The organism is Kitasatospora sp. NPDC049258 (assembly GCF_040678895.1).
Lineage (GTDB): Bacteria > Actinomycetota > Actinomycetes > Streptomycetales > Streptomycetaceae > Kitasatospora.
Genome location: NZ_JBFAQT010000018.1, coordinates 59765 through 73004, shown reverse-complemented (window position 1 = coordinate 73004; position 13240 = coordinate 59765). Strand labels below are relative to the sequence as shown.

Sequence of the window (13240 nt, the reverse complement as noted above, 5' to 3'; positions counted from 1 at the left end):
CACCAGAGATCATGAAGTCGACATACTCCTGTCACTGCCCGTCCATGGTGGCCGCGCAGGATGGTTCTCGTGCCCGCCGCACCCAACCGTGGGGGATGGCTGCAGCGGTGCCGTGCGTACTCCGATGGGGGTCGGGGTACGAGGCCGGGCGGCCCTGGGTGGGGGCGCCCGTGCCCCCGCGCCGGGACCTCGGTGCCCTTTCCTGGAGGGCGCCGAGGGTCTCGGCCCGTCGGCTTTCCGGGCCCGTTTCGGTTGGTTGGGATGATCCCGCTCTGCCCGTTGTGCACGCGTTTCCGCGAAGCCGCCCGCGCTGCCCCCGCGCTCCGTACCCTCATGTGAAGGCGGTGTGGGGCAGCCCTGAACACGGTGTGGGCGTCACCGCGACGGAGGGGGTACTTCAGTCATGCGCGTGGTCATCGCAGGCCAGGGCTACGTCGGACTGCCGCTGGCGGTCCGGGCCGCCGAGGTGGGGCACGAGGTGGTCGGATACGACGTGGACGAGCGCCGGATCAAGCGGCTGGCGGTCGGCGAGTCGTACGTCGAGGACATCCCCGCCGAGCGGCTGCAACCACTGCTGGACAGCGGGGCGTACCTGCCCTCGGCCGATCCGCAGGACGTGGCCGGCTTCGACATCGCCGTCATCACCGTGCCGACGCCACTGCGGGACGGGGTGCCCGACCTCTCGTACATCGAGTCCTCGGCCCGGCTGCTGGCACGTCACCTGCGGCCCGGCGCCACCGTGGTGCTGGAGTCCACCACCTACCCGGGGACCACCGAGGAGCTGCTGGCCCCGCTGCTGGAGGAGGGCTCGGGACTGCGGGCGGGCGAGGACTTCCACATCGGCTACAGCCCCGAGCGGATCGACCCGGGCAATCCGACCTGGAAGCTGGAGAACACGCCCAAGGTGGTCTCCGGCATCACCCCGGCGGCGCTCGCGGCGGTCGACGGCTTCTACGGCGAGCTGGTCGAGCAGACGGTGCCGGTCTCCTCCTGCAAGGAGGCCGAGCTGACCAAGCTGCTGGAGAACACCTTCCGGCACGTCAACATCGCGCTGGTGAACGAGCTGGCGATGTTCGCGCACGACCTGGGCATCGACGTCTGGGAGGCGATCGACGCCGCCTCCACCAAGCCCTTCGGCTTCCTGCGGTTCACCCCCGGCCCCGGCGTCGGCGGCCACTGCCTGCCGATCGACCCCTCCTACCTGTCCTGGCGGGTGGAGCGCGCGCTCGGCCAGTCCTTCCGCTTCGTCGAGCTGGCCAACGACGTCAACAGCCACATGCCCGACTACGTGGTGCGGCGGCTGGTCGAGGCGCTGAACCAGCGCCGCCGGTCGGTGAACGGCTCCCGGGTGCTGGTGCTGGGCCTGGCGTACAAGAAGAACACCGGCGACGCCCGGGAGACCCCGGCGGCGCGGGTGGTCGAACTGCTCACCCGGATGGGGGCGGAGGTCCGCGCGGCCGACCCGCACGTGGTGGTCGGCGTCCACGTCGCCGAGCCGGAGATCCCCGGCCAGCGCACCGCCGAGCCGGACGGCCACGGCGGCGGACCGCTGGCCGGCGTCCGCCGGGTCGAGGCGACGGCGCAGGAGCTGGCGTCGGCCGACGCGGTCATCCTGCTCGCCGACCACGACGAGTTCGACTACGAGGCGGTGGTCGAGCACTCCCGGTACGTCCTGGACTGCCGCCGCCGCCTCACCGGCGCATCGGTCGAGGTCCTCTGACCTCCCCGGCGGGGCGCACGACCAGCCCCCGGGGGCGCGGGGAACCGCGCGAGTCCGGAGGGCTGCGGCGGTAAACCGCTTCCCGACGGACAGCCCCCGGCGCCACGAGTACGGGTGGCACCGGGGCTCTCGTCGAGGATCGGCCAACCGCTGCTGCGGGTCAGCCTCGGCGGACGGTGCGGGGGGCGTCGTAGTCGGAGCCGTCGTCGATGATCACGATCTTGGGGACGATCTTCGTCTCGGGCTCGGGCGCCGCGTCCTGCGGGGTGTCCCGCACGGGTGTCTCCAGCGGGGCCTTGCGGGCCCACGGCGGCGTCTCCGCTGCCGGCAGGGCCTCCGGCCGCGGCGGGGCCGCGGGCGGCGGCACCGCCTCGACCACCGGCGCCGCCCCGGCCGGCGGCAGCGCCGGCTGCGGCTCGACCGCACCCACCGCCGCGCCGGTCAGCGCCGCCAGGTGCGCCTTGATGTGGTCGAGGTGCTTCTGGACCACGTCGAGGCGGCCCGTGAAATCCTCCTGCTCGCGGTCGCTCCCGGCCTGGATCCGGTCGGCCTCCTCCCGCGCGGTCGCCAGCACCCGGTCGGCCTTGGCCTGTGCCTCGGCCTCGATCCGGCGGATCTCGCCGAGCACCGTCTCCCGGTGCTGCTCGGCCTCCCGCAGCTTGCGCTCCGCGGTCGCCGAGATCTTGGCGTCCTCGCCGTCCGCCTTGCCCTCCGCGGCCGCGAACATCTCGTCGGCCCGGCGCCGCAGCTCGGCGAGCTTGCCCTCGGCCCGCTCGCCCGCCTCGGCGGCCTCGACCCTGATCCGGGCGGCGTCGGCGGTGCCGGCGTCCCGGATCTCCCGGGCCTCGCGGTCGGCCTCGGCCCGCAGCCGCTCGGCCTCGGCCCGGGTGCGCTCCTCGATCCGGCGGGCCGCCTCGTCGGCCTCCCGGCGGGTGGTCGCGTCGTGCTCCTCGGCCGCCCGGGCGGCATCCTGGCCAGCGTCGTAGGCCGAGTCCCGGCTGTCCTCGGCGGCCCGCTCGGCGCCGGTCCGCACCGCGAGCGCCTCGGCGTCGGCGATGGCCATCAGCGCGGCCGCCTGCTGGCTCAGCAGACCGTAGTCGGGCTCCGGGGCGTCGGCGGCGGCCTGCACCACCTCGGCGAGCCGGTTCTCCATCTCCCGCAGGCCGGCGCCGAGCACGCTCAGCCGCTCCCAGGCCCGGTCGCGGTCGGTGCTCAGGGCGGCCAGTGTCCGGTCCACCTGCTCGGGTGCGTAGCCTCGCCGGGCAACGGTGAAGCCGGACGGGGAGACGGCATCGCTCATCGGCTCTTCCCTTCGTGCTCGCGGGCTCCGCAGCCCTCATTCAATGTGATCTTCAGGCCCTCGTACTGCCTATCGTCTTGACCTATTTTGCGCAGATACGCTGGAAAGCCAAAGAAGACGAGGCCGTACCGGACCCCGAAGGGGCCGCACCGTCGAGCGGTACGGCCCCCTCCTACCCGGGTGGGGCGGGGTTACATCAGGCCGTCCCAGAACTGCTCGACCAGGACCGACCACCAGCTCTCCGGCGTGTACAGCGCGGCGGGGTCGACCGAGATCAGCTCGGCCTGCAGGTCGGTGGTCCACCGGCCGGCCTGCTCGGGCGTCAGGCCGTACCGCAGCCGCCACATCCGCCCCAGCACCGCCAGGCTGCGGACGAACTCCGGCACCCCGCTGTTGACGAAGCGCGGCGCCTCGCCCGGGCCCTCCAGATCGACGGCGACCACGGCGGCGGTGCCGTACTGGACGCACAGCTGGCGCCCGTAGTCGCTGCCGAGCACCAGGTAGCCGCCGAAGTCCGGGGCGGCCGGGCGGCCGCGCTCGGCGGCCAGCTCGGCCAGCGTCGGGATCGGCCGGCCCTCCTGGGCCTGGGCCCAGAAGAACGGCGCGAAGTCGCGCGGCAGGCCGGCCCACATCAGGGTCGCCGAGACCGGCTCGGGCACCCCCTGCCGGGAGACCGCGCGCTGCTCGAAGCGGAACACGCCCTGGCCGAAGGCCTGCGCCAGCTCACCCGCCAGCTGCTGCGGGGCGAGCGGCGGCAGCTGCGGGATCACCCCGGGCGCCGGCAGCGGCACCCGGACCGGGCGCGGCCGCCGGGGGGCGGCGGCCAGCTGGTGCAGCTGGTCCAGGTGGTCGTTCAGCTGCGCCATCCCGGCCTGCCGGGCCCGCAGGTCGCGGCCGTACGGGACGGTGTGGCTGATCCGCACGTTCGGCCAGGAGGCCTGGACCATCCGCGCGCAGTAGCCGCCCGGCAGGTCGCACAGCTCCAGGTCGGTGTGCAGCTCCAGCACCTGGTCCGGCGGCACGTTCAGGCGCCGCAGCTCCTGCAGGGCCTTCCATTCCGGGTGCGGGGTGCCCGGCTCGCTGCGGTGCAGCAGGGTCTGCTCGGAGCCGTCCGGGCCGCGGTAGCTGATCACGGCCTGGGTGCCCGGGCCGATCGCGGGCAGCCCGGGCACCGCCGGGGCTGCGGGCGGCTGCGGAAGGCCGTGCGGCACGGCCGGCGGCGCCGCCACCGGGGCCGGGGCGGGCACCGCGCCGGCCACCGGGTAGCCGTAGCCGACCGGCGGCGGGGCCACCGGCGGGATGCCGTGGGCCGGGGAGCCCGGCAGGTCGATGGCCGGCGCCAGCTGGGTCGCCTGGTACGCGACCTCGGCCGCGCCGGGCCGGGGCGGCTCGGCCGGCGGCTGTGCACCGCCGCCGGCCAGGTCGGTGGGGACCGGCGGGGGTGCGCCCGGCCCACCGCGCCCGGTGCCGGCCGGACCTCCGCCCGCGGACCCGTGCAGGTCGGTGGGGGGCGGGGGCGGCGGCGCGGTGGGCGCGCTGCGGCCGGTGGCACCTCCGGCCACCGGCTGGCCGCCGGGGCCGGCGCCCAGGTCGGCCGGCGCGGGCGGCGGCGGCGCGGCCGGGCCGGAGCGGCCGAGGCCACCACCGGCCGGGCCACCGGCACCTGGTCCGCCGGCACCCGGCCGGCCCGGAGCACCGGGCAGGCCCAGCAGCCCGGGCGGGCCGTCGGTGGCCAACACGGTCGGCGCGTACTCGATGGCCGGCGCCGGTGGGGCCGGCTGCGGCGGCAGCCCGTCCGGGGTCGCCAGCATGGTGGCCGCGTGCTCGATGGCGGGCGGGGCGGGCGGCGGCGGGAAGCCGGGGGGCGGGGGCAGCGGGACCGGCCGGGCGCCCGGCGGGGGCGGCGGGGCCACACCCGGCTCCGGGGCCCCGGCGAGGAACCCCTCGGGCATCGGCATGGTGGGGTCGGCGGGCGCCGGGCCCGCGGTGGCGGGCAGCGCGACGGTGAGCCCCTCCGAGCCGGCGGGGGCGGCCAGGCCGTAACCGCCCGGCATCGGCACGGTGAGCCCCTCGGAGCCCACCGGCACCGGCGCGGGAGCCGGAGCCTCCTCCCGGGCGGAGGGCGGCGCCAGCATGGTGGGCGCATCGCCCGCGGGCCGGTCGGAGGCCGGCGGCGTGCTCAGCACCGCGGCCCCGGCAGCGGGCGCGGGCTGGGCGGGCGCGGGCTGGGCGGGGACGGACGGCGCGACGGGCGGCGCCGCGGCGGCGGCCGTCTCCGCCGCCAGTTCCGCGGCCTCGGCCGCCAGCGCGTCGGCCCCCGCCTGCTCGAACCACTGCGGCGGGCTGAGCAGGAAGGAGGTCGCCTCGACCGCGCTGGGCACCGGCTTGGCCGCCCCCGCCGGGTTGGGCTCGGCCCGGCTGCCGTACAGCTCCTCGAACTGCCGGACCACCTCGTTCACCGGCAGCGGCGGCCAGAGCGTGCTGGCCCCGCTGTCCCGGGTGATCACCAGTCGGGTGCCGCCGCCCTCGGCCGGGGAGCCGTCCGTACGGTCCTCGGCCCAGCAGACGAAGCCCAGGTCGAACTCGCGCACCCGGACCTCACGGTGCTGGGAGCGCGGCACCCCGCCGTTGATCCACTCCTCGGCGGTCTCCTGAGCCTGCGCGTAGGTCGTCACCACGCCCCGTCCACCCCTTTCTTGCCGGCCACCGGATACCCCGGCATCAGTTCACCGGGACGGCACGGGCGAACCCGCCGTCCACCATCAGCTCCGCCACCGTCTCCAGCTCCGGCGGGCTGCCGGCCAGCCGGAGCAGGAAGGCGTCGAAGCTCTCGCCGCAGGGCAGCAGCAGCCGGGCCACCCGCTCCTCGGGCGGCTCGGGCACGGCCGAGTCCCGGGCGTCGTCGTACGGGCAGAACCAGACCGAGCCGATCTGCTCGCCGCGCACCTTCACCGCCAGCAGCCCGCCCTGGACGTAGCCGACCGCGAGGTAGTCCTTGGTCAGGTGGTCGCGCAGGCACTTGTTGGCGTAGACCAGGTCGTGCACGCCGTACTCGTCACTGAGCGTCAGGAACGGCTGGTCGAGCAGCACGCCGTACGCGACGTCCAGGGCGACCCCGGCCGGGGCGCGGCCGCCGGCCAGCTTGAGGAAGGTGCGGTAGGCGGCGGGCAGCGGGTGGCCGAGCCGCTGCTCGGCGTGCTGCACCTGGTCCTCGGTGACGGCCAGCGGGTCGCCGCCGTCCTTGGCGAGCGGGAAGTGCGCCGGTCGGTGCTCCTGGAGCGGGCGGGTGCCGCGCCGGGAGTGGTCGGCGGTGGAGCGGGCCAGCCCGCCGTGGTGCCGCAGCAGTGCCTTGACCTCGACCGGGATCAGTTCCATCCGGCGCAGGCCTGGGGCGGCCCGGCCGACCACGTGGTGCCAGGTCCAGCCGGCCGGGGTCGCCACGGCGGTCTCCTGGTCGGCCCACAGCGGGTGGCCCTGGGTGTAGAGCGCGGCGTTGGCCGAGACGTAGTCGGTGAGCCGCAGCTCGTCCACGCCGAAGCCCTCGGGCGGGTCGGCCACCTCGGCGGCGGCGGCCGCGTAGGCGCTGAAGTCCGGGTACCCGTACTCGTCCACGCGCACCCCGGCGGGGTGCGCGGCGGCCCGTACCGGATCCGGGAACTGCACCACCTGACCCGCGTACGCCGAGTTGGGCGCGGCGGCGGTGGCGGGCCGACCTGTCGTCATCTGGGTGCCCCCACACTGGCTGAAGCAGATTTGCTGGGCACCAGCGTAGGGGGTGCGGGCGGGGGGACGTCCCCCCGCCCGGGGGGTTGTGACGGGTCAGATCCGGGCCAGCGCCTTGGCCAGGGTCTCCGCCACCCGTGCCTGCGCGTCCTCGGTGATCTGCGGGTACAGCGGGATGGTCAGGATCTCGGCGGCGGCCCGCTCGGTGACCGGGAAGGCACCCTGCGCGTACCCCAGGTGCCGGAACGCGGGCTGCAGGTGGACCGGCACCGGGTAGTGCACCCCGGCGCCGATCCCGTTGGCCTGCAGCTCCGCCAGCACGGTGTCCCGGCCGCGCTCGATCCGCACCGCGTACAGGTGCCAGACGTGCTCGTTGCCGGGCAGCGTGCGCGGCGTGGTCAGCCCGTCCAGACCGGCCAGCAACGCGTCGTAGCGGGCGGCGGCGGCCCGGCGGGCCTCGTTCCAGGCGGGCAGCCGGCGCAGCTTGGCGCGCAGCACCACGGCCTGCAGGGTGTCCATCCGGGAGTTGAAGCCGAAGCGCTCGTGCACGTACTTGCGGCCGGAGCCGTGGTCCCCGATCAGCCGGACCGCGGTGGCCAGTTCCTCGTCGTCGGTGACCACCGCGCCGGCGTCGCCGTAGGCGCCCAGGTTCTTGCCGGGGTAGAAGCTGGTGGCGGAGATCCGGCCCCAGGAGCCGGAGAGCCGGCCGTCCTGCCGGGCCCCCTGGGACTGCGCGCCGTCCTCGACCACCGGGCGCTCGCCCGCCAGGTCGAGCAGCGGCCGCATCGGCGCGAGCTGCCCGTTCAGGTGCACCGGGATCACCGCGGCGGCCCCGGGCAGCGCCTCGGCGACCTCGGCCGGGTCGATCAGCAGGTGCGCGGGGTCGACGTCGACCAGCACCGGCCGCAGCCCGGCCCGGATCACCGCCTCGGCGGTGGCCACGAAGGTGTTGGCCGGCAGCACCACCCCGGCGCCCGCCGGGAGGTCCAGCGCGCGCAGGGCCAGCTCCAGCGCGTCGGTGCCGTTCGCGACGCCGACCGCGTGCCGGACGCCGGAGAACGCCGCGTACTCCTCCTCGAAGGCCGCCACGTCCGGGCCCTTGATGTAGGCGCCGCTGAGCAGCACCCGGTCGAAGCCCTCCCGGACCTCCTCGGCGATCTCGGCGTGGGCGGCTTGCAGGTCGACGAGCGGGATGTCGGTCACCCGAAGGCTCCTCAGCTGGTTGTCCGGCCCTCGGGCCGGGGCGGTTGGACGGCGTCGGTGGGCTGCTGGAGCGGCTCGACCAGCAGCGCGAGCGCGCCGCCGGAGAGGCAGGCGCCGGTGCCGGCGTCCCACTTCCAGTGGTGGCGCGGGCACTCGACCAGTCCGTCGGCGATCACGGCATGGCTCAGGTCCTCGCCGGCGTGCGGGCAGTAGCGCTGGAGCCGCAGGCCGTCGCGCTCGATGGTCTCGGTCCTGGTGCGCTCGCGGACCAGCCGCCGGGTCTGCGCCGGCTGGTGGCCGTAGCGCAGCAGGCTGAGCAGGGTCAGGTCGAAGACGTCCGGATCCCGGTGCAGGCTCAGCCGCATGGACAGCAGCGCCTCCTCCCAGCCGGTCGCGCCGTCCAGGATCGCCCGCAGCGCGCGGGCGGGCACCCGGATCACGTACCCGGGGTCGACCGGTTCGTCCTCCAGCTCGACCCGCTCGGCCAGCTCGCCCAGGGCCAGGCCCCAGGCGGCGCCCTCGGCCTCCAGCCGCAGGCCCGCCCGGTAGTCGGCCAGCAGCGGGCGGTTGAGCCGCTGGAGCCGGGCGAAGTGGGCCTCGATCTCGGCGGCCGCCACCGGTGCCACCTCGCCCGAGTGGTAGGCCTCCCACTCGGCCCGGCGCCGCTCCCGGTAGTCGGCCAGGTAGCCGTCCGGGTCGGTCAGCCAACGGCCGGCCGGGACGGGCGTCGCGGCGGCGGTGTCGGCGGTGTCAACGGCGTCGGCGGCGTCGGCGGCGTCGGCGGCGTCGGCGGCGTCGGCGGCGTCGGCGGTGTCAACGGCGTCGGCGGTGATCAGGGTGCCCGGAGCGGTGCGGATCACCTCGGTGCCGGGGCAGGCCGCGGCGAACTCCGCGGCGACGTCCTCCCAGTGCGGGAAGATCGTCCGCTGCCGGTCGTTGAAGCGCTCCAGCGCCGGATCCAGGAAGCAGGCCGGGCCGGCCGAGGGCAGGTACGCCCGGGCCCCGGTCAGGTGGACCTTGCGGACCAGGGTGTCCATCAGGTCGGCGCGCACGGCGGCGGTCTTCTCCGCCATCGCCCGCGCCGGGTAGTCGTAGGCGTTCGGGTACCACATGGCGCCGGAGTACTGGGCGGCCAGCAGGTCGATGTCGCCCGGGAGTTCGGACATCGGGGTGTTGCAGTCGTTGAGGTCGAGGAAGCGGTAGCCGTCGAGGTCGAGCAGCAGGCCGCTGTCCTCCTTGTGGCTGGTGTCCAGCAGCATGGTGGCCGTGCACCGGGGCCCGAGCCGGTACTGCTCGCGGTGGCCGAGCCGGACCTGCTCGCCGAAGCCGAGCGCGGCCAGCCGCCGGCCCAGCGCCCGGCTGCGGAAGCGCGGCACCAGGACGGTGGTCTCCCGGGACAGCTGGGCCAGCGTCCGCTCGTCGAAGTGGTCCTCGTGGGTGTGCGAGACGTACAGGTAGTCGTACCGCCCGGCGACCGTGCCGGGCAGCAGGTCGCGGTTGTCCGGGTACGGGAACCAGGCCGCCAGGAAGGCCGGGTGGAACCAGGGGTCGATCAGGATCCGCAGGCCCGCGTGCTCGACCACGAAGCCGGCGTGCCCGAGGTGCCTGATCGACGTCCCGGCCGGCAGGGTCACCCGATGGCCTCGCGGAGCGCGGCGACCACCCGGTCCTGCTGGCCCTCGGTCAGGGTGTGGAACAGCGGCAGGATCAGCGAGCGCCGGGTGATCAGTTCGGTGGCGGGCAGCGGCACCCGTGCGGTGCCCTTGTACGGGGCCTCCAGGTGGGCCGCCATGATGCCGCGCCGGGCGGACACCCCGGCGGCCGCGAGCCGGGTGAGCACCTCGGTCCGGTCCGGGGCCTGCTCGGGCAGCAGCAGCCAGTACGCCTGGAAGTTGCCGGTGCCGTGCGCCGGGTCGGTGACCAGCCGCTCGGCGAGCGGTCCGAGCAGTTCCCGGTAGCGGGCGGCCAGCTCGCGCCGGCGCTCGACCATCGCGGGCAGCTTGCGCAGCTGCACCAGGCCGACCGCGGCCTGGATGTCGGTCATCCGGTGGTTGAAGCCGATCTCGTCGTACGTCTCCACCACCCCGGCCCCGCCGCTGGCGGCGTGCCGGTCGGCGGCCGAGACGCTCATCCCGTGCTCGCGCAGCCGCCGCAGCCGGGCGGCGAGTTCGCCGTCCTGGCAGGTGACCATGCCGCCCTCGCCGGTGGTCAGCAGCTTGCGCGGGTGGAAGGAGTAGGCGGCGATCTGCGCGGTGGCACCGGCCGGGCGGCCCCGGTAGGTGGAGCCGGCCGCGCAGGCGGCGTCCTCGACCACGGTGATGCCGCGCGGCTCGGCCAGGGCGCGCACGGCGTCCAGGTCGATCGGCACGCCGCCCTGGTCGACGGCGATCACCGCCCTGGTCCGCCCGGTCAGCGCCGCGGCGACGGTGTCGGCGGTCAGGTTGCCGCTGGCCGGGTCGACGTCGGCGAAGACCGGGACGGCCCCGACGTAGGTGACGGCGTTGGCGGTGGCGATGAAGGAGAGCGAGGGCACCACCACCTCGTCGCCGGGCCCGACCCCGGCACCGATCAGCGCCAGGTGCAGCGCGGTGGTGCAGGAGGACACGGCCACGGCGTGCGGGACGCCGAGGTGCTCGGCGAAGGCCCGCTCGAACTCGGCGACCCGGGGGCCCTGCGCCACCCAGCCGGAGCGCACGGCCGCGGCGGCGGCCTCGGCCTCCTCCTCGCCGAGCCACGGCAGCATCACCGGGATTTGGGGCATCACAGGATTGGTGGTGGACACGCGCTGCTCCGAAGGACGGGACGGGAAGGAGGGGTTACTGCTCGCGCCACCAGGCGACCAGCTGGCGCAGGCCGTCGTCCAGGCCCAGCTCCGGCTTCCAGCCCAGGTCGCGCTCGGCCGCCGAGATGTCCGCCAGGCGCCGGACCACACCGCCGGCCGTACCGCGGGCCGGGCCGTGCTCCACGTCCAGGTCGGTGCGGTCCATCGCGGCCAGCAGCGCGTCGGCCAGGCCCCGCAGCGAGACCTCCGAGGCGCTGGCGATGTTGTAGACCCGGTCGGTGACCGGGGCCTGCGCGGCCAGCAGGTTGGCCCGGGCGATGTCCTCGGTGTGCACGAAGTCCATGGTCTGGAGGCCGTCACCGAAGATCAGCGGCGGCTGGCCGGCGGCGATCCGCTCCATCCAGCGGATGAAGACCTCGGTGTAGCGCCCGTGCACGTCCATCCGGGGGCCGTACACGTTGAAGTAGCGCAGCGCGACGTAGTCCAGCCCGTACATGGCGTGGAAGCTGCGCAGCAAGCCCTCGTTGAACACCTTGGCGGCGCCGTAGAAGGTGTCGTTGTTGTAGGGGTGCTGGCTCTCGGGGGTGGGGAAGGTGTCGGCCAGGCCGTAGACCGAGGCGGTGGAGGAGGCGATCACCTTCTTCACGCCCTTCTCGGCGGCGGCCTCGACCACGTCGAAGGTGCCGTCCACCATGATCTCCAGGGCCAGCCGGGGTTCGGCGGCGCACTGGGTGATCCGGATCGCGGCGAGGTGGAACAGCAGGTCGGTGTCGTCGCCGAGCAGCTCGCGCAGCAGGGCGCGGTCCCGGATGTCGCCCTCGACCATCCGCAGCTGGCCGGGCGCGGCGGCGGCCCGGGCGGGCGCCAGGTTCTCCAGCCGGCCGCGGACCAGGTTGTCCAGCACGATCACCTCGCGGGCCCCGCCCTGGATCAGCTGGTCGACGACGGTGGAGCCGATGGTGCCGGCCCCGCCCGTGACCAGGCAGCGGGAGCCCTCAATGGCGACTGCGTTCATCGGGCGGCGGCCCTTTCCTGAGCGGTGATCAGTTCGATGTCGTCGGCGCCGCCGACCGGTACGGTGGCGCCGCCCAGCTCCAGGCTGCGCGAGGCGGCGTGCAGCAGCTGGAGCACCCGCAGGCCGGAGCGGCCGTCCGTGAGCGGGGCCCGGCCCTCGGTGATGGCCGCGGCGAACTCGCCCATCACGTTGCGCAGGGCCTCCTGCTCGACCAGCGCGGGGGCGACCATGTCGCCCACCCGGTACGAGATCAGCGCGCGGTGCCGGATGGCGTCGGTCAGCTCGTCCGGCGGGGTGAGGTCGACCCCGCGGTCGTGGACGGCCAGGCGGGCCTGCGGGTTGAGGTCGTCCCAGACCAGGGTGCGGCGGGAGCCGCCGATCAGGGTGGTCCTGACCTTGGTCGGGGAGAGCCAGTTGACGTGGCAGTGGGCCAGCGCGCCGTTGCTCAGGCGCACCGTCAGGTACGCGACGCAGGCCCGGCCGGCCCCGATCGGGTCGGCGCCCTGGGCGCTCACCCCGACCGGCTCGACCCCGGGCGGCAGCACGAAGTCCAGGATCGACAGGTCGTGCGGGGCCAGGTCCCAGAGCACGTCCACGTCCGGCTGGACCAGGCCGAGGTTGATCCGGACCGAGTCGAAGAACTGGATGTCGCCGATCTCGCCGCCGTGCACCAGCTCGCGGATCCGCCGCACCACCGGGGTGTAGCAGAAGGTGTGGTCGCACATCAGGACCAGCCCGCGCTCCTCGGCGAGCTCGACCAGCTCCGCCGCGTCGGCCACGGTGGTGGTGATCGGCTTCTCCACCAGGACGTGCTTGCCGGCCTCCAGCGCCGCCCGGACCAGCTTGTAGTGCGCCGCGGCCGGGGTGGCGATCGCCACCGCCCGGACCCGCTCGTCGGCCAGCACCTCGTCGAACGAGGTGGTGGTGCGTACCGTGCTGTACTCGCCGAGCACCCGCCGGGAGCGCTCCTCGTCCAGGTCGCACAGCCAGTGCAGCCGCAGCCCGGCCGTCTGCTGCGCGTTGCGGACCAGATTCGGCCCCCAGTACCCGGCTCCGACCACCGCCAGGCCGATCCGCTCGGCCGGCTGCGACTCGGTCACCCCGGGAGTCGGCACATGCTCACCCGGCGCCTCGTGCGCCACGTCCTTGGACCCGATCGCCACCGCAAGACCCCCCTTGCCCCGGCCCCGGAAGCCTCCTCGCCCCGGCGGCCTCTGCTGCCCGGCGAGGCACGGGTGCAAGCCGCTCTCCCCACGGCCCGACCCCTCTGACCTCGCAGTGGAACGGTACCGGGCACGGCAGTCGAAAATGGCCCGAATCCGGAAACCCGGCGCAGCTCCCGGACGGCGCGGCAGCCTGGAGCACACGCTCCGTACACCGCCGCCGACCGGCGGCGGAGCACCGGGTTCCGCACCCCGGGGCGCCGGGTGTCGGAGGCGTTTGGCAGGCTGTTCCCACCATCCGCGCGCGGGCGCCGTGCGACCCTGGTGGTCACCG

Annotated in this window: 9 protein-coding genes; 1 reads left to right on the top strand and 8 read right to left on the bottom strand. The window is 75.3% G+C overall.

The window, feature by feature from the left end:
* The first annotated feature begins 403 nt into the window (after positions 1-403).
* Positions 404-1720 (top strand): nucleotide sugar dehydrogenase, encoded by a 1317-nt coding sequence (locus tag AB0K43_RS17725; RefSeq protein WP_363640648.1) that lies wholly within the window; start codon positions 404-406, stop codon positions 1718-1720.
* A gap of 160 nt (positions 1721-1880) precedes the next feature.
* On the opposite strand, the gene AB0K43_RS17720 is transcribed toward AB0K43_RS17725, so the two are convergent.
* The 8 genes from AB0K43_RS17720 to AB0K43_RS17685 all read right to left on the bottom strand — a co-directional run bounded on the left by AB0K43_RS17720 (position 1881) and on the right by AB0K43_RS17685 (position 12906).
* A complete protein-coding gene (locus AB0K43_RS17720) occupies positions 1881-3020 on the bottom strand; it encodes a hypothetical protein (protein WP_363640646.1) in 1140 nt (379 codons plus the stop codon).
* A 191-nt stretch (positions 3021-3211) separates the two neighbouring features.
* Positions 3212-5698 carry an SUKH-4 family immunity protein gene (locus AB0K43_RS17715; protein WP_363640644.1) on the bottom strand — a complete coding sequence of 829 codons (2487 nt, stop codon included), beginning with the start codon at positions 5696-5698 and terminating at the stop codon, positions 3212-3214.
* A 43-nt stretch (positions 5699-5741) separates the two neighbouring features.
* Complete coding sequence (locus tag AB0K43_RS17710) at positions 5742-6743, bottom strand: SMI1/KNR4 family protein (protein ID WP_363640642.1); 1002 nt, start codon at positions 6741-6743, stop codon at positions 5742-5744.
* A 96-nt stretch (positions 6744-6839) separates the two neighbouring features.
* Complete coding sequence (locus AB0K43_RS17705; protein ID WP_363640640.1) at positions 6840-7946, bottom strand: DegT/DnrJ/EryC1/StrS family aminotransferase; 1107 nt, start codon at positions 7944-7946, stop codon at positions 6840-6842.
* Between the two features lie 11 nt (positions 7947-7957).
* On the bottom strand, positions 7958-9580 hold the full coding sequence (locus AB0K43_RS17700; RefSeq protein WP_363640638.1) for an MBL fold metallo-hydrolase: 1623 nt from the start codon (positions 9578-9580) through the stop codon (positions 7958-7960).
* Complete coding sequence (locus AB0K43_RS17695; protein WP_363640636.1) at positions 9577-10707, bottom strand: DegT/DnrJ/EryC1/StrS family aminotransferase; 1131 nt, start codon at positions 10705-10707, stop codon at positions 9577-9579. Before AB0K43_RS17695 ends, AB0K43_RS17700 begins: the two co-directional genes overlap by 4 nt.
* A 55-nt stretch (positions 10708-10762) precedes the next feature.
* Positions 10763-11743, bottom strand: coding sequence for an NAD-dependent epimerase/dehydratase family protein (locus tag AB0K43_RS17690; RefSeq protein WP_363640634.1), 981 nt, complete (start codon positions 11741-11743; stop codon positions 10763-10765).
* Positions 11740-12906: a Gfo/Idh/MocA family oxidoreductase gene (locus AB0K43_RS17685; RefSeq protein WP_363640632.1), complete on the bottom strand. Its 1167-nt coding sequence runs from the start codon at positions 12904-12906 to the stop codon at positions 11740-11742. Before AB0K43_RS17685 ends, AB0K43_RS17690 begins: the two co-directional genes overlap by 4 nt.
* Positions 12907-13240 lie beyond the last annotated feature (334 nt).